Here is a 25,353-nt window from a genome sequence, read left to right on the forward strand (position 1 = left end):
CGATCAATCGAGTCGCCTTGACATAGATCAACAAGGTTGATGAATCACGGATATCGTCAAATTTCGGATAGTCTACAGAAAAAATAAGTCTTAGGACAACTTCTGTTGTGATGAGGTGGTTTTGTTGCGACGGAGTCAAAAGCCGCCACGCCCCGCTCCCGCGCCGTATGGATCAGTTTTTGGGCAAATGCGATCGCGCGCGGGCGGCTTTTGCGCAGGATTGAAACGGGCCGGCCGCTCTGCTCTGTGATCAGGATCACCTGATCTTCTGATCCTCTGATCTGGCCACGCGTACGACCCGGTTTGGCACCGGCGCCCTTGCCCGGTTGTCGGTGTTTTGGCAATCAAGTGAGGTGGTGGCGATCGCGGGAGGACTCGAACCCCCGACCCGCTGCTTAGAAGGCAGCTGCTCTATCCAGCTGAGCTACGCGACCGTTGTGCCCTTTGTGCGCGAATTGTGTGGTTTAGACAAGACAGGACTGCACGCGCCGCCACACGTGCCAAAAGGGGCCGGTTCAGACGAGGCTGCGGGTCATGAAGACCGAGTTGGGGTCTTCGACATAGCCTTCAAACGGCGGGCATTCGGTGAAGCCTGCATTGGAATACAGCGCGCGGGCCGCCACAAAGGTGGGTTGCACGCCGGTTTCCAAGGAGAGCCGCGTGAAGCCCTCGGCCCGGGCCGCATCGACCAGATGTTCCAGCATCCGGCGCGACAGACCCCTGCCCCGCACCTCGGCCAGCACATGCATCGACTTGATCTCGGCATGGGTGGCATCGATCCGCTTGAAGGCGCCCATGCCGATGGGCTCGCCTTCTTCGCGCATCACGAAGAACCAGATGCCGGGCGTGGCCAATTGGCTGGCATCCATCATGTGAATGCTTTCGGGCGGTGTGTCCGCGTGCATATCGGCGGTGTGCCGTTGCATCAGCAGGCCCAGATCGGGGGCAAGGGGCGATTCCAGCGCAATGGTGGGGATCATGTCAGGCACTCGGTTCAGGATCAGCGCCTAGAGAGACCGAATTTTCCAGCACAATCAATATGCCATCTGTGTCATAAAACGCTTTCCGCCTCTATTCAACCAGAGCGCGCAAGATCTTCCAGCAAACGCGCGACCGCTTCGGCCCCCGGATCGTTGTGGCCGGCAAGCTTGTCAGCCGAAAGATAGCTGGAACGCCCCGCCTTGGCCCGCACCATATGCGCGGTGCTGTCGGCCCCCTGCCGCGCCGCCATGGCCGCCGCCGCCACCCCCTGCGGCAACGCCGCCAGCGCCGGGGCCAGCGCGTCGATCATGGTGCGGTGGCCGGGAGCCGCCCCGCCCACTTGCTGCACCCGCTCAAGACCCGCCGTCAGCGCGCCGATCCAGTTGCGCCCGCCCGCCGCCGCATCGCCCGCCGCCGTGAAGAAGATCGCCAGCAGAACCCCGGAAGAGCCACCCATCGTCTGGCTCAGCTCGGTTCCGATGGCGCGGAAAAGCTGCGTGGTATCGGCCAGCGGCATCTGGTCGAGCCCCGCCGCCAAGGCCCGGGCCGCCCCCGCCAGAGTCGATCCGGTGTCCCCGTCGCCGGATTTGGCATCGAGCGCGTTCAGATCGGCCTCTGCCGCTGTCAGCGCGGCGCAGCAGCGCGCAATCAGCGCCGCACGCGCCGGATGCGCCGAAGGCTCGGGGCGGATCGGCGTCAGCCCGTCGGGCAAGGGACGCAACCCTACCGGGCCAAAGCGCTGAAACCCCGGCCAAGCCGCCGGGGCGGCAGGGGCCGCAAGCGCCTGCTCTTGCGCGGGCGTCACAGGCAAAAGCGAGACCGAAAACCCGTGCATGTCGAGCGAGGTCATCATGGGCGCAGGCCCAATGATCCATTTCACCCGCGCGCCCAAGGCCGACCGGCCCAGTTCTTCGGCCAGCACGCTCATCTCCAGCGGGGTGGTGCCGCCAAGGTTGTTCAGCAGGGCGACGTGATCGGTGTTGTCGGTGTGCGGCAAAAGACGCTCGGCCACCATGGCCATCGCGGCGCGCGCCCCCGTGAAATCCACCTGTTCAACCCCGGCTTCGCCGTGAATGCCAAGGCCAAGTTCCGCCTTGCCCGCCCCGATGCGGTCCTCCTTGGGGCTTCCGGGCACGGTGCAGGTGTCCAGCGACATGCCAATCGACACCGCGCCGCGGATCACCGCCTGTGCGGCGCTGGCGATGCTGTCGAGATCGGCCCCGGCCTCGGCCATGGCGCCCGCGATCTTGTGGACAAACAGCGTGCCCGCCACGCCGCGCGCCTGCGGCAGATCGGGCAAGGCGATGTCGTCATCGACAATCACCATGGCAACCTTCAGCCCGAAGGCGCGCGCGCGCTCGGCCGCAAGGCCAAAGTTCAGCCGATCCCCGGTGTAATTCTTGACGATGAGCAGGCAGCCGGCCTTGCCGGTGACAGCGAGAATCCCCGCCAGCACCGCATCGACCGAAGGGCTGGCAAAGACATCGCCACAGACAGCGGCGGTGAGCATGCCGCGCCCGACGAAACCCGCATGGCTTGGCTCATGCCCCGAGCCGCCGCCCGAGACCAGCGCGACCTTGCTCCGGTCCCAATCAGCGCGCAGCACCACCTTGATATGCGGAAAGCCATCCAGCCGCACCAGCGCCCCGCCAGAGGCGCGCAGCACCCCGTCGATGGCTTCGGTGATCAGCCTGTCCTTGCCATTCATGAACTGTTTCATGGGCCTGCTCCTGAAATCCGGTTGCCGTCGGCATCGAACCAGAGGGGGTTTTGCGGACGGATGGCGATGCTGTCCCCGGCGGCGAGCGTGGTATGCGCCTCGGCGAGGGTGACAATCTCATGCGGGCCAAAGCCCAGATGCAGCCGGGTCTGATCGCCCAGACGCTCTACCCGGCGCACCGTGGCGGGCTGGCCTTCGCCTTGCACGATATGCTCGGGGCGCAGGCCCATCTGCACCGCCCGCTCAGGCGCGCCGGGCCCGAAGCTCGCGGCTGGCAACAAGGTGATGCGCGGCTGGCCCAGACGGCTGGCGACATAGGCACTGACCGGGTCTTCGTAAATGTCGCGCGGTGTCCCGAATTGCACCAGCCGCCCGCGGTCCAGCACGCCCACATGGGTGGCCATGGTCATCGCCTCGATCTGGTCATGCGTGACATAAAGGAAGGTCGCGCCAAGCTCGGCATGGATGCGCTTCAACTCCACCCGCAGATCGGCGCGGAGTTTCGCATCCAGACTGCTCAGCGGCTCGTCCATCAGATAGATGCGCGGATTGCGCACCAAGGCACGCCCGATCGACACCCGCTGCATCTCGCCCCCCGAAAGCGCAGTGGCCTTGTTGTCCAGCTTGTGCGCGATGCGCAAGCTGGCCGCCACCGCCTGCACCCGGGCGGCAATCTGCGGCTCGGGCAGGTTGATGACAGGGCTGCGCAAAGGAAAGGCAAGGTTGTCGCGCACCGACAGATGCGGATAAAGCGAGTATTGCTGGAACACCATCGCCACATCGCGCTGCGCCGGCGTGTCATGCCGCACCGAGGCCCCGCCGATGGCGATGTCGCCCGCATCCGGACGCTCCAGCCCCGCAATCAGGCGCAGCAGCGTGGTCTTGCCCGCGCCCGTCGGGCCCAGAAGCACGACAAAGGCGCCGTCCGGAATGGTGAGCGAGACATCCTGCACCGCGCGGGTGGCGCCAAAGGCCTTGCTGACCCCGCGGAGCACCACCTCAGCCATGGTGCACCCCCCGGTTTGCCGCCGTGCGCAAGGCCCGGCCCGACGCGGCATCGAACAAGGCCAGCGTTTCGGCGCGGAACGACAGGCCGACGGTCTCGCCGCTGCGCACCCCCTGCCCCGAGGGCGCGCGGGCCTTCACCCTGCCATGCGGGCAATCGAGCGTGATGATCTGCGTGGTGCCCAGATATTCGCTGGCCAGAATGCGCCCGCGATAGGGCGCGCTGTCCGACAAGGTCACATGCTCGGGCCGCACCCCCAGCACCAGATCGCGCGGGCTGGCGGCTTCTTGCACCTCGGGCAAGGCAAGGCGCACGCCGCCCAGATCCACCTCCGTCTCCCCTGCCTGCACGGCCCCGTGAAAGGCCAGAAAGTTCATCGCCGGACTGCCGATGAAATCGGCGACAAAGAGGCTGGCGGGATGATCGTAGATCTGTTGCGGGGTGCCGAATTGCTCGACCACGCCATGGTTCATCACCACGATCTTGTCACCCATCTGCATCGCCTCCAACTGGTCATGGGTGACATAAACCGTGGTGGCCCGCATCCGGTCGTGCAAGGCGCGCAACTCCTCGGCCATATGTTCGCGGAATTCGGCATCCAGCGCCCCCAAGGGTTCATCCATCATGAAGGCTTTCGGATTGCGCACGATGGCGCGGCCCAAGGCCACCCGCTGGCGGTCCCCCCCTGACAGCCCGCCCACCGACTTGTCCAGAATGTCGCTGATCCCCAAGATCCGCGCGACCTCGGCCACCTTGGCCTGCACCTGCGCCCGCGGCAGGCCTTGGCTGACCAACGGATAGCTGATGTTGCGCCGCACCGTCATATGCGGATAAAGCGCGAACATCTGGAACACCATGGCAATGTCGCGCTGCGACGCGGGGCGCTGCGACACATCCTCTCCATCGATCAGGATCTCGCCGCTGGTCGGCAATTCCAGCCCGGCAATCATTCGCAAGGTGGTGGTCTTGCCACAGCCCGAGGGGCCCAGAAGCATGAAGAACTCGCCATCCGCGATGGTGAAGGACGACCCCTGCACCGCCGTGAAGGCCCCGAACTCCTTGCGCAGATTGCGGATCACGATCTCGGCCACGGGCTCACTCCGGGAAATGGCTGGTGATGATGAACATCACGGTGCCCACCAGCGTCACGAGGAAACTGTAGGTAAAGGCCCAGAGAAAGAACGGCTGCATCAGCATCACCACCCCCAGACCGATCAGCACCGTCGCCAGCGCCTCCCATGGCCCGCGCCGAAAGCGCAGCAATCCGCTCAGAAATGACATGCCACCCCCCTGTCACTTGTTTCCAAATATCCCCGCCGGAGGCTCCTGCCGCTGGCTGCGGGAGCCTCCGGCGGGGATATTTTTGAACAGATGAACCGTGCCGCCGCATCAGGACTTGGGCGGGATTTTTCGCAGAAAAATCGTGTCATTTGCGCACCGCGCCAAAGGTGATGCCGCGCAACAGGTGCTTGCGCAACAGAATGGTGAAGATCATCACCGGCAACAGGAACAGTGTCGCGCCAGCGGCGACCGCGGGCCAATCCTGACCGCCGACGCCGATGATGGTGGGGATGAAGGGCGGTGCGGTCTGGGCATTGCCGCTCGTGAGCAGCACCGCGAAAGCGTATTCGTTCCAGGCGAAGATCAGGCAGAAGATCGCGGTGCTGGCGATGCCGGTGGCCGCCTGCGGCAGCACCACCTTGCGGAAGGCCTGAAAGCGTGTGTAGCCATCGATCAGCGCGGCCTCTTCATATTCGCGCGGGATCTCGTCGATGAAGCCCTTCAGGAGCCAGACCGCGAGGGAAATGTTGACCGCCGTATAAAGCAGGATCATCCCCAGATGCGTGTCCGAGAGACCCAGTTCGCGATACATGAGGTAGATCGGGATCGCCACCGCGATGGGGGGCATCATCCGCGTGGACAGGATGAAGAACAACAGGTCATCCTTCAGCGGCACCCGAAAGCGCGAAAAGGCATAGGCCGCCAGCGTGCCCAGAAAGATCGACAAAAACGTCGAGCCAAAGCCGATGATCACCGAATTCAGGAAGCGCTCGCCAAAGCGGCTTTGTCCGGCGATCACGGTGCCGCTTTGCCGCACGATCCTGTCATACCATGTCTCGGGCGGCGGCAGGGCGGCGAATTGCTCGGCCCCGATGCGGGTGCGGGTGGTGAACAGGTTCACATAGCCTTCAAGGCTTGGCGCGAACACCACCTTGGGCGGGTAGCTGATGCTGTCGGGGCCGGATTTGAAGCCGGTGGAGATGATCCACAACAGCGGCAACAGCGTGATGAGGGCATAGACCGCCACCAGCACAGCCGCGATGGATTTTGAAAGGCGGGTCGGTTCGGTGACGGAGTGAGCGCTCATCTTTCCTTCACCTTGTTCAGGGCTTTGACATAGATGCTCGCCAATCCGAAGACGGTCACGAACAGAATGATGGCATAGGCCGAGGAATAGCCGGTCCGCCATTTCTCGAAGGCCTCGCGCTTGAGGTCGATCGAGGCCAGCAGCGTTTCATTGCCCGGCCCCCCGCCCGTCAGCAGCACCACCATGTCGAACATCTTGAAATTCTCGATGCCGCGGAACAGCACGGCCAGCATCAGGAACGGCAGCACCATCGGCACCGTCAGCGTCCAGAACTGCCGCCATTTGCTGGCGCGGTCCACCTCGGCGGCTTCATAGATGTAATCCGGGATCGAGCGCAGCCCGGCCAGACAGATCAGCATCACGAAAGGTGTCCACATCCAGGTGTCGACGATGATGATCGACCATTTCGCAAGCCCCCCCGGCCCCAGCATGGAAAAGGAACTGGCAGGTGTGCCGGTGAGCAACTCGACCATGTAATTGAACAGGCCGATCTGGGGTTGATAGAGGAAGGTCCAGAAGTTGCCCACCACCGCCGGAGACAACATCATCGGCAGCACGATCAGCGTGGTCAAAAGGTCATTGCCCTTGAACTTTCGGTTGATGAGCCAAGCGAGGGCAAAGCCAAGGATCACCTGCAAGGTGATGGTCCAGAACAGGAAATGCGCCGTGGTCTGCATGTTGGACCAGATCGCCTCGCTGGTCAGGATGCGTTCGTAATTGCGCAGGCCCACCCATTCCACCTCGCGCCCCGGGCGGTTGGCGGCGTAATTGGTGAAAGACAGCCGGACCGTCCAGATCAGCGGAAAGATGTTGATCGCCAGAAGCAGAAAGATGGTGGGCGCCACGAACAGCCAAGCGATGGCCCGGTCGGACAGGCCGCGCAGGCGGCGGGCCAGCGGCGGCGGCGTGGCGCGCGCCACACGGAGGATCGGCGTATCGGTCATGGCAGGCGCCTTGCAAGCGTGACGGGGGTGGGTGCGCCGATGGCCCCGGCGCACCCGGAAGGCAGCTTACAGTTTGCCTTCGTCTTCAAACACTTCCGTCCAGTCGGCGATCAGTCCGTCCAGCGCCTCTTGCGCGGTGCCCTGATCGGCCACCACGTAATTGTGCAGCCGGTCCTGCATCGCGAGCAAAAGCGAGGCATAGGCCGGTTCCTGCCAGAAATCCTGCACGCCGTTCATCGCTTCGAGGAAGTCGCCCGCGAAGGGGGCCGAGGTCACGAAGTTCGGGTCTTCCAGCACCGAGCGGTGGCAGGAATAGCCGCCCATCGACCACCATTTGGCCTGCACATCGGGCTGCGCGAACCATTTGATATAGGACAGCGCGCCCTCGACATTGTCGGAATAGCTGACGACCGAAATCCCCTGCCCGCCCAGCGTGCTGGCGGCCACGTTCTGGCCCGGGTTCACGAAAAAGTCGATCTTGTCGCCGCCCACATTCGGATCGGCGGCAAGGCCGGGGAAGAAGGCGAACCAGTTCATCGCCATCGCCACCTGCCCCGATTTGAACGCATCCAGCGACTGTTCCATATAGGCGTTGTCATAGCCGGGCGGGGTCGCGGTCTTGTAGAGTTCCTTGTAGAATTCCAGCGCCTCGACCGCGGCCGGAGAGTTCACCGCCCCTTCCATGTCATAGCTGCCGGGGGTGTTTTCATATTTGAACCCCCAGGCATAAAGCGCGCCGGTGGCCCCCATGGTGATGCCTTCCGACCCGCGTTCGGTAAAGATGGATGCGCCATAGACGGTTTGCCCGTCGATCTCGCGGCCTTGGAAGAATTGCGCGATCTGCAAAAGCTCTTTCTGGCTTTGCGGCTCACGCAGGTCGGCGCCGGTGGCTTCCTTATAGGCCGCCTTGATGTCATCGCGTTCAAACCAGTCCTTGCGGTAGAACCAGCCATTCGCATCCCCCATGGCGGGCAGCGCATAGTAATTCGGCTCGCCCTTGGGCCAAGTGGAATAGGCGTAGACGGTGGCGGGGGCGAAATCATCCATGCTGATGGATTCCGCGGCGAAGAAATCGTTCAGCTTGATGTAATGGCCATTCTCGGCGCCGCTGCCGATCCACTGGCTGTCGCCGATCAGCAGGTCGCACAGCTGCCCGCCCGAGTTCAGCTCGTTCAGCATCCGGTCGGCGAAATTGGGCCATGGCACGAATTCGAAATTCATCTTGATGCCGGACTGTGCCTCGAAATCCTTGGACAGTTCGACCAGCGCGTTGGCCGGGTCCCATGCGGCCCAGCACAGTGTCAGTTCATTGGATTGGGACGAGGCGACGCTTGCGGACAACACAGCGCCGACCGCGGTTGCGGTCAAAAGTCTTGCCTTCATTGGTGTTTCCTCCCTGAGTGCAAACGCGCAAGGGCGCCCCTCCTCTGGCCGCCGATGTGATTGCTGCGCTTGACGATAGGACTGGAAAAACGGCCTGTCCATCGTTTTTGAGGTACGCACATCATTTGCGGTTTCGCGCCGGGTCAAACCGCTTTGACGCCGCGTAAGGCGAGGTTTCACGACGCGTGAGGCAGGTTTTCGCGCAGGATGATTTCCAGCCGCAACCGTTCTTGCGATTCGTTGATCGGCTGTTGCAGGGCCTTGGCCTGCAACACGCGCAATGTGCTGCGCGCAATGTGGCCCACGTTTTGCGCGATCACCGCATCCATCCAACCGGCTTGCAACGCGGCTTTGGTGTGCGGTGTCAGCTCATGCCCGATGGTCACCACTTGGCCCAAAAGGCCCAGTTCCGAAAGCACCTGCGCCAGCGCGCGGTGGCCGCTGCCCAGAAGATAGATGCCCCCCACCGGGCCGCTGCTGGCCAGCGACAGGCGCATCACCTCTCGCAGGGTTTCGGGGGCACCATGGGTTTCCAGCGTTTGGCCCACCTCGATGCCGGGGAAATCGCGCTGCATCACCGCATCAAATCCACGGCGGCGCTCGATGCTGTCGCGCAACAGCATGGATTGCGCGATCACCATCACCCTTGGGGTTCTTGCGCCCAGAAACCGGCCCATCAGCATGGCGGCGGTGCGCCCGGCGGCATGGCTGTCGATGCCGACGTAATGGGCGGCGGCGGAATGGGGCAGGTCTGACACCATCGCCACCACCGGCACCCCGGCAGCGTGCAGGCCGCGCAGGGCATCCCGCAAGACGGGGGTTTCGGGCGCCATGAGCGCCACGCCCGAAATGCCACCCGCCGCCAGATCGGCCAGCGTCGCGGCCAGCAGGTGCATATCCGATGCCGGGTAACGGCGCAGGTCCACCTGCATCCGGGCCGAGCTGGCAAGGGCCGCGGCCTCTTCCAACGCGTCTTGCAGGGTTTGCACGAACTGGCTTTCGGTATCGGGCAGCAGGATCGCCACCCGCGTGCTGCGGCCACGCGCCAGATTGGCTGCCGCCATGTCGCGCACATAGCCCAGCCGGGCCACCGCCTCTTGCACCGCCGCGACCGTCTTGGCGCGCACCCCGGGGCGCGCGTTCAGCACGCGGTCGACCGTGGCAAGGCTGACCCCGGCTTCGCGCGCAATGTCTGTGACGGTTGGCCTGCCCATGGACCATGGCATAGCGCCATCGTCTGAGGTACGTCAATCAGCTATGGGTCAGGCCGGAGGCAGGATCAGCACGGCGCGGAAATCATTGACATTGGTCAAGGTTGGTCCGGTAACTACCTGCCCGCCAATGCCAGCAAAAAAGCTGTGCGCATCGTTGCGGGCCAGCGCTTGGGCGGCGTCGAGCCCGGCCGCTTGCGCCTGCGCCAAGGTGGACGGAGAGATCAGCGCCCCCGCCACCTCGGCCGCGCCATCCACGCCATCGGTGTCGCAGGCGATGGCATGGATGCTGGGCGCGCCCTGCAAGGCCAAGGCCAGCGCCAGCGCAAATTCGGCATTCGGGCCGCCGATGCCATCGCCCCGACGGGTGACGGTCAGCTCGCCCCCCGACAGAAGCAGCACCGGCGCGTCGCCCGGGCGCAGCGTCTCGCGCAAAGCCAGCGCTTCTTGCGCTTGCGCTTGCGCCACGTCGCGCGCCTCTCCTTCCAGCGCATCGCCCAGCATCTGCACGCGGCAGCCCGCGGCGCGCGCAATCTCGGCGGCGGCGGTCAGCGACTGGATCGGCGCGGCATAGATGTGGTTCGTCACCCGCGCCAGCCGCGCATCCCCGGGAGGCACCACGCCCGACCCAGCCCGCAAGCACGCGCGCACCGAGGCGGGCACGTCGATCTGCCATTGGTCCAGCACGGCCAGCGCATCGGCGGGGGTGCTGGCATCGCCCACCGTGGGGCCCGAGCCGATGAAGGCCGGGTCATCCCCGGGCACGTCCGAGATCAGCAACACCTGCATCCGCGCCGGATGGGCGGCGGCGGCAAGCTGGCCGCCCTTCACCCGGCTGAGGTGTTTGCGCACCGTGTTCATCCGGTCGATCGGCGCGCCAGAGGCCAGAAGCGCCGCGTTCACCGCCTGCTTTTCGGCCAGCGTCACCCCTTCGACCGGGGCCACGAGCAGCGCCGAAGCCCCGCCGGAAATGAGCGCGAGAACGAAATCCCCCTCGCCCAACCCCTCTAGCAAGGCAAGCAGCCGCGCGGTGGCCGCCAGCCCTGCGGCATCGGGCACCGGATGCGCGGCCTCGACAATCTCGATGCCTTGGCAGGGTCGGCCATAGCCATAGCGGGTCAGCACCAGCCCTTCGCAGGGGCCCCACGCCGCCTCTACCGCTTCGGCCATGCGCGCGCTGGCCTTGCCTGCGCCCACCACCACCACCCGGCCTGCGGGGCGGGGCGGCAAGTGCCCGGCCAACGAGCGCATCGGGTCGGCCACCTCGACCGCACGATCGAACAGGGCGCGCAAGAACGGGGCGGGATCGGCAAGCATGGTCGGGCCTCACATCTGGGTGCCCGTCTGTATAGGGCGGGCTTGCGCGCCCGATCAATGGTGCATCGGGCCGGCTTGCACGCCCGATCCTTGCTTTGTGCAGGCTAACACCGCAGCCGAGCGCGCATTTCGCCGCTGTCGCCCTTGAGCGACGACTCGATCACCTGGCAGCCCGTGACCTCGGGGATCAGGGCAAGCATGGTGTCGCGGATGGCCTGATGCTCGCCCCGGCGGGCATAGCCCAGCCGGATCACCTCAACCGCGTTGCCTTTGTGAAACAGGGTGTAACTGCGCCCGTCGCGCTGCACATCGTGGCGGGTGGCGCCAAAGAATTGCGGCGCAGGCTGCGCGCCACAGGCGGCGAGGAAAAAGAGGAGGAGGAGGAGAACTCTACGCATCCACACAGCATGGCAGAGGATCGGTTAACAAAGTGTGAATCGCCAAAGGCGAAACAAGCCATCCGCAGGCCGCAAGGCTGGGCAAGCCGCCTTTTGCCGATGCCACGCGCCACAGGGAACCCGGCACCGCCTTGCGCGTTGACGCGTGACATCACCAAGAGGATATCCAGATGAACATCCGACTGACCCTTCTGCCGCTGCTTGCCGCCATGACCCTGACCGCCTGCGGCACCGTTGCGGGCGCGGGCCGCGACCTGCAGGTTGCGGGTGCCGCAATCACGCAAGAAGCGCGCACGGCCGCAGCCAACTGAGCGGATGCGTTTTGGCGCGACAAGGCGGGGCTGGGCCCCGCCTTTTTGCGTTTCCCCCCGCCCCGCGCGGCTTTGGCCCATGCGGGAACCTCCTGCCCTTGGGCGCGTTGCTCTTGCAGTCAAGAACGGGACCGCGCAGGGGGCGATATGCAGATCAGCTTGAACATCAACGGCGAGGATCACAAGGTCGACGTCGACCTGCGCCGATCGCTTCTGGATGTGCTGCGGCACGATTTGGCGCTGACAGGCACCAAAAAAGGCTGTGACCATGGCCAATGTGGCGCCTGCACCATCTTGCTGGACGGTCGGCGCATCAATTCCTGCCTGTCGCTTGCGGTGATGCATGACGGCGCGACCATCACCACCATCGAAGGCATCGGCACGGCCGAAGATCTGCACCCCCTGCAACGCGCCTTTGTGGCGCAGGATGGCTATCAATGCGGATATTGCACGCCCGGGCAGATCATGAGCGCGCTGGCGATGCTGACCGAAGCCGAAGAAGGCTGGCCGTCCTACATCAGCGAGTCGCTGGAGGCCGAGCCCGACCTCACCGATGACGAAATCGCCGAGCGCATGTCGGGCAACCTGTGCCGCTGCTCGGCCTACCCGCGCATCCGTCAGTCGATTGCCGAGGCACGCGCACAGATGAGGGCGGCAAAATGAAACTGTTCGATTATCACAAGGCCACAGGCCTGTCAGACGCGCAGACCAAGACCGCCGCCGGGGCAACCCTGATCGCAGGCGGCACCAACCTTTTGGACCTGATGAAGCTGGAGATCCAAACCCCCGAGGTTTTGGTCGACATCAACCCGCTGGGAGAGGACGAGATCGCCGAGCAGGATGGCGGCTTGCGGGTGGGGGCCTTGGTGCGCAACGCGGCACTGGCGGCGCATCCGCTGGTGCGGCAACGCTATCCGGTGCTGTCGCGGGCATTGCTGTCGGGCGCCAGCGGCCAGATCCGCAACAAGGCCACCACCGCAGGCAACCTGCTGCAACGCACCCGCTGCGCCTATTTCTATGACACCGCAAGTGCTTGCAACAAACGCGCACCCGGCAGTGGCTGCGACGCGCTGGAAGGGCGCAACCGCATGAACGCCATTCTGGGCGTGTCCGAGCACTGCATCGCGGCGCATCCGTCGGATATGGCGGTGGCCATGGTCGCGCTGGACGCCGAGGTTGCTGTGGAAGGGCCAGAGGGGGCGCGCCGGATCGCGCTGGAAGACCTTTATCGCTTGCCACAGGACCGCCCCGATCAAGAGACCACCCTGCATCCGGGCGAGGTGATCACCGCCGTGATCCTGCCCCCGCCGCCCAAAGGCCGGCAGACCTATCTCAAGGTGCGCGACCGCGCCTCCTATGCCTTTGCGCTGGCGTCGGTGGCGGGGATCGTTTCGGTCGACAACGGGCGCATCACGGCCGCTGCGCTGGCCTTTGGCGGGATCGGTGCAAAGCCTTGGCGCAACCGCGCGGCAGAGGCCGCTTTGCTGGGCCAAGCCGTCGGCCCCCAAGCTGCAGAAGCCGCCGCCGATGTGCTGCTGGCCGATGCGGTCTGCCATGGCGACAATGCCTTCAAATCGGCGCTCACACGGCGCCTGATCCACCGCGCCTTGCGCGAATTGACCGGGGAGACCGCATGATGGCCAAGGATCAGGCGACGATGGATGTAACGCTGACGATGGATACGGCCCAGCCCCGGCGGCTTGACCAGATGGTGCAAGGCGTGCTGGGCGGGGCGATGGCGCGCCCCGAAGGCCCGCTCAAGGTGCGGGGGGCCGCGACCTATGCGGCGGAACATGCCGTGGCGGATCTGGCCGAGGGTGTGCTGGTGCGCGCCACCATCACCAAGGGGAAGGTCAAGGCCATCGACGAAGCCGCCGCCTTGAAGCTACCGGGTGTGATTGCGGTGCTCACAGGCGGCCCCTTGCTGCGCAATCCTGCGCAGGGTCAGGCCAGCGAAGCGCCCGAGCAGGTGCTCCCCGAGGTGCATTATTTCGGCCAGCCCATCGCGGTGGTGGTGGCCGACAGTTTTGAAAACGCCCGCCACGCCGCACAGACCCTTCGGGTCACCTATACCGAGGCCAAGGCCGAGGTGGACCCGGAAACCGCCAGCACGGTGGAACGGCCAAAGAAAAGCCAAATCGAGACCGGCGATTTCGACGCGGGCTTTCAGGCGGGCGCGCATCAGATCGACGCGCTGTACCACACCGAGCCGCATACCTCCGCCGCGATGGAGCCTCATGCCTCGATCGCGCGCTGGGACCAAGGGCGGCTGGAGCTTTGGGGATCGTATCAGATGCTCAAGCACAATGTGGCCGAACTGGCCGATGCCATGGGCCTGCCGGAAAGCAAGGTGCGGATCCATGCGCCCTATGTGGGCGGCGGCTTTGGCGGAAAGCTGGGGATCGCCCCCGAAGCGGTGGCGGCGGCCCATGCCGCGCGCGAGATCGGGCGTCCGGTGCGGGTGGTGATGGCACGCCAGCAGGTGTTCGACATGACCTTGCGGCGGACCGAAACCGCCCAGCGGCTGCGGCTGGCCTGTGACGCGACAGGCAAGATCACGGCGCTGGCGCATGAGGACCGGGTGTCGAACCTGCCGGGGGAGAGCTATTCCGAACCGGTCGCGCAAGGCACGCATTTCCTCTATGGCGGCGCGGATCGCCGCTTTACCCATGAGGTCGCGCGGGTGCATCGGCCCGCCGCAGGTTCTGTCCGCGCCCCGGGCGAAGCGGTGGGCATGATCGCGCTGGAATGCGCGGTGGACGAGCTGGCCGAGGCCGCCGGGATCGATCCGGTGGAACTGCGACTACGCAACCTGCCCAAGACCGCCCCCAAGGGCGACCTGCCGTTTTCCGAAAATGCCTTGGGGCGGTGTTTGAAGGAAGGCGCCGCGCGCTTTGGCTGGGACAAGCGCGGCACGACGGCAAGCCGCCGTGATGGCGACTGGTGGGTGGGTCTGGGCGTGGCCGCCGCCGTGCGCACCAATGTGCTGGAGGAATCCATCGCGCGGGTCACCTTAGAGCCCGATGGCAGCGCCACGGTGGCCACCGACATGACCGATATCGGGACCGGCACCTATGCGATCTTGTCGCAAATCGCGGCGGAAATGCTGGGACTGCGGCCCGATCAGGTGACGGTGAAACTGGGCGACTCGGATCTGCCGAAATCTTCGGGTTCGGGCGGCAGCTTTGGCGCACAATCCTGCGGTTCGGCGGTGTTTCTGGCCTGCCAAGGCTTGCGGGCAGCGCTGGCCAAGCGCCTTGGCACCACCGAAGAAGAGCTGACCCTGAAAGACGGCACCGCCACAAGCGGCAATCGCCGGGTGCCTTTGGCAGATGTGCTGGACTCTGGCCTGAGCGCCACCGGTCACATCAAACCCGGTGACACCGAAGACGACTTTGCCATCGCAGGCTACGGCGCGCATTTCGCCGAAGTGCGCGTGCATGCCTTCACCGGCGAGGTGCGGGTGGCACGGATGCTTGGCATCTTCTCGATCGGGCGGGTGCTGAACCGTCTGACCGCCGAAAGCCAGTGCCATGGCGGCATGATCTGGGGCATCGGTTCGGCCCTGTCGGAAGAGCTTCAGCACGATCGCCGCGATGGGCGCATCGTGAACCACGACTTGGCAGGCTATCATGTGCCCTGCCATCTGGATGTGCCGCAACTGGATGCGGTGCTGCTGGAAGACACCCGCGACGATCAGGCCAACCCGATTCAGGCCAAGGGCATCGGCGAATTGGGCATCTCTGGTGCGGCGGCGGCCATCGGCAACGCGATCTTCAACGCCTGTGGCGTGCGTGTGCGCGACTTCCCGGCCACGCCCGACAAGATCTTCCCGCACCTGCCCTTTGACGATTGGGGCTGAGCCTCTGGCGAGGCTCAACGTCAGGGGCGCCGTGGCCACAGGCCCGGCGCCCTTGGCTCTCAGGCCGCCTCGATCACCCAATCCAACCCGGTGAAACCTTCGCGGAATGCAAAATTCACCAGATGGCTGTCGATGACATAGCGGGCTTGGATCAGGCTCTTGGCATCCTCGGCCACGATCCGCACGCTCAGCCCTTCGGCATCGGCGGTCAAGGTGGCCGGGCCGGGCTGCAAAGCCACGGTGCCCGTGGTTTCATCAAAGGTGACATCCGTCTTGTGCGAGAAGTGCTTGCACAGCTGCTGGAGGTATTTCGAGCCGTGTTCGGTTGGGTAACGCGCGGTTGTGATCAGCATATCCTAATTCCTTACTGTTTTACATGGAATATCCACTGGACCCGGTGGCGGCAAGCCGCTAATCAGCGCGGCACCGCGTGAAGCCAGATCTCCAGCCACACGCAAGCCTGAATGGAGACTGTCATGCTGCATGTGCTTGGCCGCGCGGCCACTGTGCTGTGCCTTGCCACCCTGCCCGCTTGGGCCGATGAGATCACGATTTCCACCGCCACCGGAGAGTCCACCGTTCCCGCCAACCCAGCCACGATCGCCGTGCTGGACATTGCGGCCATCGACACGCTCGCCGCCTTGGGCGTGGTGCCGCAAGGCGTGCCAGACAAGCTCTATGTGCCTTATCTGCAAGATCTTGCCGGACAGGCCACGGTGGTGGGCACCCTGTTCGAGCCGGATCTGGAGGCTTTGGCCACGCTTGCCCCCGATCTGATCATCGCGGGCGGACGGTCCTCGACGCAGGTGGAGCCGCTGTCGCAACTGGCCCCCACGGTGGACATGACGATCTGGGAAGATGTGGTGGGCGAAGGCCGCGCGCGCATCGCCACCTACGGCTCCCTGTTCGACAAGGCTGACACCGCCGCCGAGCTGACCGCCAGCCTTGATGCCAAGCTGGCCGAGACCAAGGCTGCCGCCGCCGGCAAGGGCAAGGCGTTGATCGTGCAGGCCAATGGCCCCAAGATTTCCGCCTATGGCGCAGGCTCGCGCTTTGGCTGGATCCACAGCGCGCTGGGCCTGCCGGAAGCGCATGAAAAGCTGAACCCCGACACGCATGGCGATTCCGTATCGTTCGAGTTCATCGCCGAGGTGAACCCCGACTGGATCATCGTGATCGACCGCGCAGCGGCGATTGGCGAACAGGCCAGCGCCTCGGACACGCTGAACAACCCCTTGGTTGCGGGCACCACGGCGGGGCAAAAGGGGCAGATCGTCTACCTGTCCTCGACGCCCATCTACATTGCGGGCGGCGGCTATACCTCGATGATGACCACGCTGGATGAACTGCTGACCGCTTTCGTCCGGTGAACCGCCCCGCCCTTCTTCTGGCGCTGCTGCTTGTCCCGCTGGCCGGGGCAAGCCTTGGCGTGGGTGTCGCCAGCCTGTCGGGAGACGGGCTGGTGTTCTGGGTGTCGCGCCTGCCGCGCACGCTGGCGGTGATGCTGACCGGGGCGGCGCTGGCAGTGGCGGGGGTGGTGATGCAGCAACTGGTGCGCAACCGCTTTGTCGAGCCGGGCACCACGGGCACGGGCGAGGCGGCGGCGCTGGGGCTGCTGACCGTCACGCTGATTGCGCCGGGGGCGGCGCTGTGGGTGAAGATGCTGGCGGCGACGGCGGCAGGCCTCCTTGGCACCGCCGCCTTTCTGGCCCTCATCCGCCGCCTGCCGCCGCAAGAGGTGCTCTTGGTGCCGATTGCGGGGCTGGTCTGGTCGGGCGTGCTGGGGGCGATGGTGCTGCACATCGGCTGGCAGACCGATCTTTTGCAACTGGTCGGCATCTGGCTGATGACAGGTGAGTTTTCCGGCGTGATCGCGGGCCGCTATGAGCTGTTGTGGCTGGCCGGACTGGCCGCCGCGCTGGCGATCTTTGCCGCCGACCGCTTTGCGATCCTGGGCCTTGGCGACGGGGTGGCGCGCGGGCTGGGGCTGAACCCCAGATCCGTGATGCGTCTGGGAATGGTCGTGGTGGCGCTGGTGACGGCGCTGGTGATGGCCACGGTGGGCATGGTGCCCTTCATCGGCTTGGTGGTGCCCAATATCGTCAGCCGCGTGATGGGCGACAATCTGCGGGCGAGCCTGCCCGTCACCGCCTTGGGCGGGGCGGCGCTGTTGCTGGCTTGCGATATTCTGGGGCGGCTGGTGATCCATCCTTATGAGATCCCGGTCAGTGCGGTGCTGGGGGTGTGCGGGTCTGCGCTGTTCCTGTGGCTGTTGTGGCGGGCGCCGCGCCATGGCTAGATACGTTTTGCTGGGCCTTGCCCTTCTCGCCTCGGCGGCGGTGTATCTGCTGCCCAACCTTGGCGCGAAATGGGAATTCGTGCTGGCCTTGCGCGCCACAAGGCTCGCGGGGCTGGTGCTGGTGGGTATCGCCATCGCGGTGGCCACGGTGCTGTTCCAGACGGTGGCGCGCAACCGCATTCTGACGCCGCAGATCATGGGGCTGGATGCGCTGTTCATCTTTCTGCAAACCGCGCTGGTGGCGGGCTTGGGGCCGATCGGCTTTGCCGCCCTGTCCAGCCAAGCCCGCTTTGGCCTTGAGGTGGCGCTGCTGATCGGGGCGGCGCTGCTGCTTTTCGGCACCCTGCTGGGCCGGGGGGCGCAGGATGTGCCGCGCATGATCCTGACGGGGGTGATCCTGGGCGTGCTCTTCCGCTCGCTTTCGGGGTTTCTCGCGCGGGTGATGGACCCGAACGCCTTTGTCATCGTGCAGGCCGAAGTGGCGGCGAGCTTTTCGCGGGTCAATGCCGGGCTGCTCCCCGTGGCGGCGCTGGCCACGCTGGCGGTGGTGGGCCTTGCGCTGTGGCTGGCACCTCGGCTCGATGTGCTGGCGCTGGGGCGCCCGGCGGCGGTGTCGTTGGGCCTTGCGCATGACCGTCTGGTGCTCATCGTGCTGGCGCTGGTCGCGGTGCTGGTGGCGGTGGCCACCGCGCTGGTGGGGCCGCTGTCTTTCCTTGGGCTGCTGGTGGCAGCCCTGGCGCGGCCCTTTGCGGGCACCGACCGCCATTTGCCGGTGCTGATCAGCGCGATGATGCTGGCGGCCTTGATGCTGGTGGCGGGGCAAACGCTGTTTGAACGCGCGCTCGGCCAGCAATCCACCCTGCCCGCCGTGGTGGAATTCGCGGGCGGGCTGGTCTTCCTGTTCCTTCTGTTGCGAGGCCGCATCCGATGATCAAAGTCACTGACCTGAGCCACCGGATCGGCCCTGCGCCGATCTTATCCGATGTGTCGCTGTCGCTGCCTGCGGGCAAGATCACCGCGCTGATCGGGCCGAATGGCGCGGGAAAGTCTACCCTTTTGTCGCTGATCGCGCGGCTGACGCCGCTGCAACACGGGCAGATCACCGTGGCCGGGCTGGATGTGGCGCGAACCCCCAGCGCGGCTTTGGCCAAGGTCATGGCGATCCTTCCCCAGAATGCCAGCGTTCACAGCCGCCTGCGGGTGCGCGATCTGGTGGCCTTCGGGCGCTGGCCGCATCACCAAGGCCGCCCCGGCCCCGAAGACCGGGCGATGGTCGCTGCCGCCATCACCCGCATGGGGCTGGACGCCTTGGCCGACCGCTTTCTCGATGCGCTGTCGGGCGGTCAGCGCCAGCGCGCGCATCTGGCGATGGCCTTCGCGCAAGGCACCGAATGGCTGCTTTTGGATGAACCGCTGGCCGCGCTTGACATGGCGCATGCCCGGCGCCTGATGCAGGAACTGGCGGCCTTGCGCGACGCGGGCAAAAGCGTGGTTCTGGTGCTGCACGAGGTGAACTATGCCGCCGCTTGGGCCGATCATGTGGTCGCCATGCAAAACGGGCGCATCGTGGCCGAAGGCCCGCCCGCAGAGGTGTTTACCCCCGCGGTGCTGGAGCCACTTTATGACATGCCGCTTCGGGTGGAAACCTATGCGGGCAGGCCGCTGGTTCTGAACCACCTTTAGCCCGCGCGCCCCACGGGGCAATTGCATTCTGGTGGCCGCCCTGCTACTGCCCCCCGCAGCAAGGTGCGCCCCAGCCAAAAACCCCATTCGAAAAGGTTCATCATGGCCGGGCATTTTGCACGGACGCCGCTGCGCGTCATTCTTTCCACTTTGCTTGCGGGAACCGCGCTCCCTTCGGTGGCGCTGGCGCAAGACGAACCCACCTTTCTGGGCCGATTGGTCCTGAACCCGGCTTTCGCGCGTGCCGAAGACCCGGACGGCAATGCCGCCGACCGCGCCAACAGCCAATATGTCGCCGAGGCCGAGCTTGACCGCGCCCGCATGGGCGATCTGAAGGATCTGTTTGCCGGGATCGCGTCTGTTTCGGTTGGCGGGGCGATTCCGGTGGCGCAAAAGATTTTTGTCAACGGCGTCGACATGCTGAACCTTGCGGTCACCGTGGATGGCGTCAGCCAGAACAACCGCCTGTTCCACCACGTCTCGGCCAATGCCTTTGACCCCGGCCTCATGAAATCGGTGCGCGTCGACGCAGGCTCGGCCCCGGCGGATGCCGGGCCGCATGCGATGGCGGGCGCGGTGGTGATGGAAACCGTCGATGCCGCTGACATCTTGGCCGAAGGGCAGACGATCGGTGGCAATGCGCGCCTGTCCTATGGCGACAATGGCCGCACGCTGGGCCGCTCGCTCACCCTTGCCGGGCGTGAGGGCGGCTTTGAATGGCTGGCCTATGGCAAGCGTGCCACGGGCCGGGATTACAAGACCGGCGCGGGCCAGACCGTGCAAGGCAGCGCCGCCGACCTGACCACGAGCCTGCTGAAACTGGCACATGAAGGCGAAGGCGGCCACCGGCTGGAATTCTCGGCCCAGCGCATGGAAGATGACGCGCTGCGCCCCTACCGCGCCAATTTCATCACCGATGGCCGCCCCTTCCCGCTGCGCCGCTATGATACGGTGCGCAGCACCTATGCGCTGTCCTATGAAAACACCGCCGCCGAGGGGCTTTGGGACCCCAAGATCGTCATCGGTTTTTCCGATGTGCAACTGGGGGTCGATCAGCCGCTCGACTCGTCACTGGGCGTCAGCCGGGGCGACAATTCCACCCTGTCGGGCAAGGTGGAAAACCGCTTTGCCGTGGCGATGGGCACCGTTACCGCCGGTGTGGATTTCTACGACCGCGAAAGCATCTACACCGACCTTGCAGAAAGCGGGCTGAGCGAATCCTCCCGCAATGTGGGCATCTATGCCCAAGCGCGGCTGGACCCGACCGACGCGCTGTCGCTGTCCTTTGGTCTGCGCTACGATCATCAGGAGTTCACCGGCACCAATGGCTTTACCGGCAGCTATGCGGGCGCCAGTGGCAACCTGTCGCTGTCTTATGCCGTGAATGACCAGCTCACCTTGCGCGGCGGTCTGTCTTCGGTGTTTGGCGGGCTGACGATCGAAGACAATTTCATCTACAACCGCGCATGGGATTACAGCGGGCTGCGCGCGTCACGGGCCACCAACTACACCTTGGGCGCCGATTACGCCTTGGGCGATCTGGACCTGACGGGCGAGCTGTTCCTGACCCGCATCGATGATGCGCGCCTGTCCAGCTTCCGCGCCAATGCCAATGGCGATGCCGAAAGCCGGGGCTTCAACCTTGGGCTGGGCTATGGCTGGGATCAGGGCTATCTGCGCGCCAGCTATTCGCAAAGCAAGGTCAAGGTGAACGGCGCAAGCGGCAGCAGCTTTGGCGCGCTGGATCTGGGCGCGCCCTTGGGCGGCGTCTTCGCGATCGAGGCGCAGCACACCCCCGATGGCAGCGCCTTTACCTTTGGGGGCAGCATTCAGGCCGCCACCCGCTACCGCGACGTGGCCGCCGATGCCAGCCGCCAGATCCCGGGCTATGCGGTGCTGAACCTGTTCAGCGAATACGCCTCTCCAACGGTCGAAGGGCTGGTGCTGCGGGCCGAGGTGCTGAACGTCTTTGACAAGACCTATGCCGACCGCGCCACCTATGGCGCCGATTTCGCCGAGATCGAGCCCTTCTATGAACCGGGCCGCAGCGTGCAACTGACCGCCGCGGTCAAGTTCTGATGCCACAGCCTTGAGGGCGCGGCCCTGCCCGCGCCCTCAAGGCCATCCAACCTGGCCCCGCGCCCGCGCCTTCGCCAGTGACAACCAAAGGCAGGGGGGATGCACCTTGGCTTTGCGGCACACCGGCCTAGCTCTCGGGCATGTGCCATCCTTGCGCCCCCCATGCCCTTCTCGCGCCGCCTGCGCGCGCTCCCAAGCCCCCGAAAACTGGGCACGGTTCGTGCCTTGCCGTGCAGGCTGACACCGGAGCCTTCGATGCGGCAGGATGACAACCGCCCCGCCGCCGCCGTGCCGACAGGCCGGGTGGGGCGGCTGTTTCAATTCGGCGGCATCGCCGCCGGGGTGGCGGGCAGCGTCGCGCTGGGCGGGATGCGGGCCTTGGCGCAAGGACAGCGCCCCGACCCCGCACAGCTGTTGCTGACCCCGGCGAATATGCAAAGGCTGACCAACCGCCTCTCCCATTTGCGGGGGGCCGCGCTGAAGCTGGGGCAGATGCTGTCGATGGACAGCGGCCTGGTCCTGCCCGATGAGCTGACAGCCATCTTGGCCCGCATGCGCGATGATGCCCGCCACATGCCGCCCAAGCAGTTGCAAAGCGTGCTGGATGCCGAATGGGGGGCTGGCTGGCGCGGGCGGTTTGCCCGCTTCGATGTCCGCCCTTTCGCGGCGGCATCCATCGGACAGGTCCACCGCGCCATCGCCCGGGATGGCCGCGATCTGGCGATCAAGGTGCAATATCCGGGCGTGCGCGCCAGCATCGACAGCGATGTGGACAATATGGCCACGCTGTTGCGCCTCCCCGGGGTCTTGCCGCGCGGCATGGACCTTGCGCCGCTTCTGACCGAGGCCAAGCGCCAATTGCATGCCGAGGCGGATTACACCGCCGAGGCCGCCCATCTGCGCCACTTCGGGGCGCTGCTGGCCGGGTCTGCGTGCTTTGTGCTGCCCGCACTCCACGAAGACCTGAGCACATCGCAGGTTCTGGCGATGGACTATCTGGACAGCGCGCCGCTCGACAGTCTGGTTTCGGCCCCGCAAGACAGGCGCGACCGGGTGGCGGCGGCGCTGATCGAATTGGTCCTGCAAGAGCTTTTCGTTTTCGGCAGGATGCAGACAGACCCAAATCTGGCCAATTACCGCGTCGACCCGGTGAGCGGCCGCATCGTGCTGCTGGATTTCGGCGCGGTGCAACCCATCGCCCCAACGCTTGCGGCTGATTTCCGCGCCCTCGCCCGGGTCGCGCTGGACGGCGGCGCCGAGCAGACCCGCGCCGCGATGCTGCGCATCGGCTACTTCGGGCTTGAGACAGCCCCGCATCATCAGGCCCTGATCCAGTCGATGTTCGAAATGGCGATGACGCCGATCCGGCAGCACAGCGCCTTTGATTTCGGCCAAAGCGATCTTCTGGAACGGTTGCGCGCTATGGGGATGGCCATCGGCAGCGACCGCGAGCTTGCGCATGTGCCACCGGCGGCCACCCTGTTTTTGCACCGCAAGATCGGCGGCATGTATCTGATGGCGGCCAAACTGCGCGCGCGCGTCGCCCTGCGCCCGATGGTGGAACGCCACTGCACCGTAAAGGACGGTGGAAAGGCGGACGCAAACCCCGTCGCCCACCCGCCTCCGGCGCAAGCCCAGCCCATACGTGCGTCAGACGGTGCCTGACACGACTGCCGCGACAAAGCCGCCCGTGACCATCAGCAAAAGGCCCACCGCGAACGACCCAAGGTCCTTGGCATCCCGCGCCATCGTCGACCATTCGGGCGAAATGCGGTCGGTCAAGACTTCGATGGCGGTGTTCAGCGCCTCGACAGACAGCACCAGCGCGAACAGCGCCGCCGTCACCAGCCAGTGCCAAGGCGCTGCGCCGCTGAGCAGAAACAGCCCCCCGGTGAGCGCGAGCCCCAGCACCTCCAGCCGCGCCGCCGTCTCCTGCCAAAGCCTGCGCGCGCCTGCCATCGAATAGCCCGCCGCATCCACGATGTGCAAGAGGCCTTTCCGTGGCGCGATCACCTTTGCCCGGGGCTGATTTTTGCGCGGCATCATCCCAGCCTCCCCGCGCGGCACGGCCCCGCCAGATCCAGCGCGGGGTCGCGGACTTCGGTGACGATGTCCAAGATCCCAAGCACGCTGTGAAACAGATTGTCATGGCTGACAGGATGGCGTCGCGCCGCGCGCAGACAGGCGGCATCCAAGCCAAGGCTCCGGGCAAAACCGGGCGCAAGCCACCAAAGCATGGGCACCTTGGTCTGCACCTCGGGCGCCATGAACTTTGGCGCCGCATGCAGATACAGCCCGTCCTCTCCCAAGGATTCGCCATGATCCGACAGGTAGACCAGTCCCGAGAGCACCCTGTCCGAGGCCGCCAAAAGATCGATCGCCTGCGACAGCACATGATCCGTCTCCAGAATTGTGTTGTCATAGGTGTTGACGATCTGCTCGGTCGTGCAGGCGGCAAAGTCGGCCGTCTGGCAGTCGGGCAAAAAGCCCGCGCGCGTGGCGGGATACCGCAGGTGATAGGCCGGGCCATGACTGCCGATCATGTGCAGCACCAGCACCGTGTTTTGGGTGATTGTGGCCAGCCTGTCGCGGATCAGCGGCAAAAACACCTCATCCGTGCATTCATCCCGGCAGGCCTCGGGCGCCCGTGTGGCCTCCACCTGTGCCCAGCCCAGCCGCTGCGCGATCTTCTGATCGCCCGTGTTGTTGTCATGCCATTCCACCGCCAGACCGGCATGGCCAAGCACATCCAGCAGGTTCTCTTGGCCCAAGGCTCTCGCGCGGGAATAATCGGCGGCGGTCAGACGCGAGAACATGCACGGCAGCGACACGGCGGTTGACGTGCCGCAGGCGGTGACATCGGTGAAGTTGATCACATCGCGCCGCGCAAGACCGGGCGTGGTGTTGCGCCCATAGCCATTGAGCCCCCAATTCTGCGCCCGCGCGGTTTCTCCGGCAAAGATGACCAGCAACACCGGCTTTTGCGCCGCCCCAAGAAAGGCGCCGGGCTTGGCATCGGTGCCCAGCGGGGCGGCAACAGGGTCCGCGCTTTTCCACTGCTCGCGCCCATAGCGCACCACCGCTGCCAGCGTCGCCCCCGGCTGATAGGCGGCCATCAGATCATGGCGTTCGCGCAAGGCCGCAGAGAAGGCCTTGTAATCGGAAAACAGCGCCCCGGCCATCAGCGCAAAGCACAGCGTGACACCCACAGGCCAGCGCCAGAGGGGATGCCATCCCCCCACCCGCCGCAGCTTGGGCCAAAACACCAGCGCCGCCGGAACAAGGCCCGTCCCCCCGATCCAAAGCACCGCCGGGCGCGTGATCAGATGCTGCGATTCCGCGACGGTGGTTTCCACCACATTGCGCACCATGTCGCGGTCAATCAGCACGCCATAGCTTTGCTCGAAATACTGCGCGCTGGCCGCAATCAGGATCAGCACCGCCGCCACCGGGCGCTGCAGACGCCACGGCCCCAAAAGCTCCAGCAGCAACAGCGTCAGCCCGAAGACCGCCACGGCAAACAGCACCCGGTCCAGCCATGATGCCGCAAAGACCTCGGCCATGCGCTGCCAGAACCCTGTGTTCAGCACCGCCAACAGATAGGCGGCCACGGTCAGGTTCAACAGCGTGGGGGTAAGGGTGGGGCGCGGCACCGCCACAGGTGGCAAGCCGCGACGGGAGGGCAGGTTCAGATCAGACATGACGCACTTTCTGGGCTGGGGTCAGGCAGGGTTCCGCATCAACCGGGCCTGTCGGAACTGGCCCTCACGGGCGCCTCCGGCATGGTCTTG

24 protein-coding genes and 1 tRNA gene are annotated in these 25,353 nt (G+C 65.5%); 10 read left to right on the forward strand and 15 right to left on the reverse strand.

The annotated features are described in order from the left end of the window. Window positions 1–357: 357 nt before the first annotated feature. The 12 genes from CUR21_RS09930 to CUR21_RS09985 form a co-directional block, all read right to left on the reverse strand. Window positions 358–434: transfer RNA gene (locus tag CUR21_RS09930), tRNA-Arg, on the reverse strand. A gap of 81 nt (window positions 435–515) precedes the next feature. Beyond that, window positions 516–980 (reverse strand): GNAT family N-acetyltransferase, encoded by a 465-nt coding sequence (locus CUR21_RS09935; RefSeq protein WP_100196891.1) that lies wholly within the window; start codon window positions 978–980, stop codon window positions 516–518. Window positions 981–1,075: 95 nt separating this feature from the next. Further along, a complete protein-coding gene (locus CUR21_RS09940) occupies window positions 1,076–2,701 on the reverse strand; it encodes a dihydroxyacetone kinase subunit DhaK (protein WP_100196892.1) in 1,626 nt (541 codons plus the stop codon). Continuing rightward, window positions 2,698–3,708, reverse strand: a complete 1,011-nt coding sequence (locus tag CUR21_RS09945; RefSeq protein WP_100196893.1) for an ABC transporter ATP-binding protein — start codon at window positions 3,706–3,708, stop codon at window positions 2,698–2,700. Before CUR21_RS09945 ends, CUR21_RS09940 begins: the two co-directional genes overlap by 4 nt. After that, window positions 3,701–4,798 (reverse strand): ABC transporter ATP-binding protein, encoded by a 1,098-nt coding sequence (locus CUR21_RS09950; protein ID WP_100196894.1) that lies wholly within the window; start codon window positions 4,796–4,798, stop codon window positions 3,701–3,703. Before CUR21_RS09950 ends, CUR21_RS09945 begins: the two co-directional genes overlap by 8 nt. A gap of 4 nt (window positions 4,799–4,802) precedes the next feature. Further along, complete coding sequence (locus CUR21_RS09955) at window positions 4,803–4,988, reverse strand: hypothetical protein (protein ID WP_100196895.1); 186 nt, start codon at window positions 4,986–4,988, stop codon at window positions 4,803–4,805. Between the two features lie 145 nt (window positions 4,989–5,133). Continuing rightward, window positions 5,134–6,075: a carbohydrate ABC transporter permease gene (locus tag CUR21_RS09960; protein WP_100196896.1), complete on the reverse strand. Its 942-nt coding sequence runs from the start codon at window positions 6,073–6,075 to the stop codon at window positions 5,134–5,136. After that, a complete protein-coding gene (locus tag CUR21_RS09965) occupies window positions 6,072–7,019 on the reverse strand; it encodes a carbohydrate ABC transporter permease (protein WP_100196897.1) in 948 nt (315 codons plus the stop codon). The genes CUR21_RS09960 and CUR21_RS09965 overlap by 4 nt, the downstream gene beginning before the upstream one ends. 66 nt (window positions 7,020–7,085) lie before the next feature. Further along, window positions 7,086–8,402: an ABC transporter substrate-binding protein gene (locus tag CUR21_RS09970; RefSeq protein ID WP_100196898.1), complete on the reverse strand. Its 1,317-nt coding sequence runs from the start codon at window positions 8,400–8,402 to the stop codon at window positions 7,086–7,088. A gap of 176 nt (window positions 8,403–8,578) precedes the next feature. Beyond that, window positions 8,579–9,616, reverse strand: a complete 1,038-nt coding sequence (locus CUR21_RS09975) for a LacI family DNA-binding transcriptional regulator (RefSeq protein ID WP_198431668.1) — start codon at window positions 9,614–9,616, stop codon at window positions 8,579–8,581. A gap of 48 nt (window positions 9,617–9,664) precedes the next feature. Continuing rightward, entirely contained in the window at window positions 9,665–10,930 is a 1,266-nt protein-coding gene (locus tag CUR21_RS09980; protein WP_100196900.1) for a glycerate kinase, read from the reverse strand. 104 nt (window positions 10,931–11,034) lie between these two features. Continuing rightward, window positions 11,035–11,328, reverse strand: coding sequence for a hypothetical protein (locus CUR21_RS09985; RefSeq protein ID WP_100196901.1), 294 nt, complete (start codon window positions 11,326–11,328; stop codon window positions 11,035–11,037). A gap of 170 nt (window positions 11,329–11,498) precedes the next feature. Here CUR21_RS09985 and CUR21_RS09990 point away from each other — a divergent pair, with 170 nt between their 5' ends. From CUR21_RS09990 to CUR21_RS10005, 4 genes are all read left to right on the forward strand, one after another. After that, entirely contained in the window at window positions 11,499–11,639 is a 141-nt protein-coding gene (locus tag CUR21_RS09990; RefSeq protein ID WP_100196902.1) for an entericidin A/B family lipoprotein, read from the forward strand. 147 nt (window positions 11,640–11,786) lie between these two features. Then, entirely contained in the window at window positions 11,787–12,302 is a 516-nt protein-coding gene (locus CUR21_RS09995; RefSeq protein ID WP_100196903.1) for a (2Fe-2S)-binding protein, read from the forward strand. After that, window positions 12,299–13,276, forward strand: a complete 978-nt coding sequence (locus CUR21_RS10000) for a xanthine dehydrogenase family protein subunit M (RefSeq protein ID WP_100196904.1) — start codon at window positions 12,299–12,301, stop codon at window positions 13,274–13,276. The genes CUR21_RS09995 and CUR21_RS10000 overlap by 4 nt, the downstream gene beginning before the upstream one ends. A gap of 20 nt (window positions 13,277–13,296) precedes the next feature. Then, window positions 13,297–15,501 carry a xanthine dehydrogenase family protein molybdopterin-binding subunit gene (locus CUR21_RS10005; protein WP_100197486.1) on the forward strand — a complete coding sequence of 735 codons (2,205 nt, stop codon included), beginning with the start codon at window positions 13,297–13,299 and terminating at the stop codon, window positions 15,499–15,501. A gap of 59 nt (window positions 15,502–15,560) precedes the next feature. Here CUR21_RS10005 and CUR21_RS10010 read toward each other — a convergent pair whose 3' ends face one another. Beyond that, a complete protein-coding gene (locus tag CUR21_RS10010) occupies window positions 15,561–15,851 on the reverse strand; it encodes a DUF2218 domain-containing protein (protein WP_100197487.1) in 291 nt (96 codons plus the stop codon). A gap of 126 nt (window positions 15,852–15,977) precedes the next feature. On the opposite strand from CUR21_RS10010, the gene CUR21_RS10015 reads away from it, so the two are divergent. The 6 genes from CUR21_RS10015 to CUR21_RS10040 all read left to right on the forward strand — a co-directional run bounded on the left by CUR21_RS10015 (window position 15,978) and on the right by CUR21_RS10040 (window position 23,227). Further along, window positions 15,978–16,871, forward strand: a complete 894-nt coding sequence (locus tag CUR21_RS10015) for a siderophore ABC transporter substrate-binding protein (RefSeq protein WP_100196905.1) — start codon at window positions 15,978–15,980, stop codon at window positions 16,869–16,871. Further along, the gene (locus tag CUR21_RS10020) at window positions 16,868–17,800 is read left to right on the forward strand and encodes an ABC transporter permease (protein WP_100196906.1); all 933 of its coding nucleotides are present in this window, start codon (window positions 16,868–16,870) and stop codon (window positions 17,798–17,800) included. The genes CUR21_RS10015 and CUR21_RS10020 overlap by 4 nt, the downstream gene beginning before the upstream one ends. Beyond that, on the forward strand, window positions 17,793–18,731 hold the full coding sequence (locus CUR21_RS10025) for an iron chelate uptake ABC transporter family permease subunit (RefSeq protein WP_100196907.1): 939 nt from the start codon (window positions 17,793–17,795) through the stop codon (window positions 18,729–18,731). Before CUR21_RS10020 ends, CUR21_RS10025 begins: the two co-directional genes overlap by 8 nt. Next, on the forward strand, window positions 18,728–19,483 hold the full coding sequence (locus CUR21_RS10030) for an ABC transporter ATP-binding protein (RefSeq protein ID WP_100196908.1): 756 nt from the start codon (window positions 18,728–18,730) through the stop codon (window positions 19,481–19,483). The genes CUR21_RS10025 and CUR21_RS10030 overlap by 4 nt, the downstream gene beginning before the upstream one ends. Window positions 19,484–19,585: 102 nt before the next feature. Then, the gene (locus tag CUR21_RS10035; RefSeq protein WP_100196909.1) at window positions 19,586–21,562 is read left to right on the forward strand and encodes a TonB-dependent siderophore receptor; all 1,977 of its coding nucleotides are present in this window, start codon (window positions 19,586–19,588) and stop codon (window positions 21,560–21,562) included. 255 nt (window positions 21,563–21,817) lie between these two features. Beyond that, window positions 21,818–23,227 (forward strand): AarF/ABC1/UbiB kinase family protein, encoded by a 1,410-nt coding sequence (locus CUR21_RS10040; protein WP_100196910.1) that lies wholly within the window; start codon window positions 21,818–21,820, stop codon window positions 23,225–23,227. On the opposite strand, the gene CUR21_RS10045 is transcribed toward CUR21_RS10040, so the two are convergent. Continuing rightward, window positions 23,213–23,608: a diacylglycerol kinase gene (locus CUR21_RS10045; protein ID WP_232622750.1), complete on the reverse strand. Its 396-nt coding sequence runs from the start codon at window positions 23,606–23,608 to the stop codon at window positions 23,213–23,215. The genes CUR21_RS10040 and CUR21_RS10045 overlap by 15 nt on opposite strands. Then, on the reverse strand, window positions 23,605–25,263 hold the full coding sequence (locus CUR21_RS10050; protein WP_100196912.1) for a phosphoethanolamine transferase: 1,659 nt from the start codon (window positions 25,261–25,263) through the stop codon (window positions 23,605–23,607). The genes CUR21_RS10045 and CUR21_RS10050 overlap by 4 nt, the downstream gene beginning before the upstream one ends. Between the last annotated feature and the right edge of the window lie 90 nt (window positions 25,264–25,353).

The sequence above is a fragment of the Pseudorhodobacter sp. MZDSW-24AT genome, assembly GCF_002794355.1.
Lineage (GTDB): Bacteria > Pseudomonadota > Alphaproteobacteria > Rhodobacterales > Rhodobacteraceae > Pseudotabrizicola.

Bases quoted from the DNA above. Each gene is read 5' to 3' on its own strand.
- CUR21_RS09980 (WP_100196900.1), bottom strand. From the start codon at position 10,930: ATGCTTGCCGATCCCGCCCCGTTCTTGCGCGCCCTGTTCGATCGTGCG.
- CUR21_RS10050 (WP_100196912.1), bottom strand. From the start codon at position 25,263: ATGTCTGATCTGAACCTGCCCTCCCGTCGCGGCTTGCCACCTGTGGCG.
- CUR21_RS09985 (WP_100196901.1), bottom strand. From the start codon at position 11,328: ATGCGTAGAGTTCTCCTCCTCCTCCTCTTTTTCCTCGCCGCCTGTGGC.
- CUR21_RS10000 (WP_100196904.1), top strand. From the start codon at position 12,299: ATGAAACTGTTCGATTATCACAAGGCCACAGGCCTGTCAGACGCGCAG.
- CUR21_RS09940 (WP_100196892.1), bottom strand. From the start codon at position 2,701: ATGAAACAGTTCATGAATGGCAAGGACAGGCTGATCACCGAAGCCATC.
- CUR21_RS09955 (WP_100196895.1), bottom strand. From the start codon at position 4,988: ATGTCATTTCTGAGCGGATTGCTGCGCTTTCGGCGCGGGCCATGGGAG.
- CUR21_RS09970 (WP_100196898.1), bottom strand. From the start codon at position 8,402: ATGAAGGCAAGACTTTTGACCGCAACCGCGGTCGGCGCTGTGTTGTCC.
- CUR21_RS09990 (WP_100196902.1), top strand. From the start codon at position 11,499: ATGAACATCCGACTGACCCTTCTGCCGCTGCTTGCCGCCATGACCCTG.
- CUR21_RS09995 (WP_100196903.1), top strand. From the start codon at position 11,787: ATGCAGATCAGCTTGAACATCAACGGCGAGGATCACAAGGTCGACGTC.
- CUR21_RS09945 (WP_100196893.1), bottom strand. From the start codon at position 3,708: ATGGCTGAGGTGGTGCTCCGCGGGGTCAGCAAGGCCTTTGGCGCCACC.
- CUR21_RS09935 (WP_100196891.1), bottom strand. From the start codon at position 980: ATGATCCCCACCATTGCGCTGGAATCGCCCCTTGCCCCCGATCTGGGC.
- CUR21_RS10005 (WP_100197486.1), top strand. From the start codon at position 13,297: ATGGATGTAACGCTGACGATGGATACGGCCCAGCCCCGGCGGCTTGAC.
- CUR21_RS09975 (WP_198431668.1), bottom strand. From the start codon at position 9,616: ATGGGCAGGCCAACCGTCACAGACATTGCGCGCGAAGCCGGGGTCAGC.
- CUR21_RS09965 (WP_100196897.1), bottom strand. From the start codon at position 7,019: ATGACCGATACGCCGATCCTCCGTGTGGCGCGCGCCACGCCGCCGCCG.
- CUR21_RS09960 (WP_100196896.1), bottom strand. From the start codon at position 6,075: ATGAGCGCTCACTCCGTCACCGAACCGACCCGCCTTTCAAAATCCATC.
- CUR21_RS10035 (WP_100196909.1), top strand. From the start codon at position 19,586: ATGGCCGGGCATTTTGCACGGACGCCGCTGCGCGTCATTCTTTCCACT.
- CUR21_RS10030 (WP_100196908.1), top strand. From the start codon at position 18,728: ATGATCAAAGTCACTGACCTGAGCCACCGGATCGGCCCTGCGCCGATC.
- CUR21_RS10040 (WP_100196910.1), top strand. From the start codon at position 21,818: ATGCGGCAGGATGACAACCGCCCCGCCGCCGCCGTGCCGACAGGCCGG.
- CUR21_RS10045 (WP_232622750.1), bottom strand. From the start codon at position 23,608: ATGATGCCGCGCAAAAATCAGCCCCGGGCAAAGGTGATCGCGCCACGG.
- CUR21_RS10025 (WP_100196907.1), top strand. From the start codon at position 17,793: ATGGCTAGATACGTTTTGCTGGGCCTTGCCCTTCTCGCCTCGGCGGCG.
- CUR21_RS10015 (WP_100196905.1), top strand. From the start codon at position 15,978: ATGCTGCATGTGCTTGGCCGCGCGGCCACTGTGCTGTGCCTTGCCACC.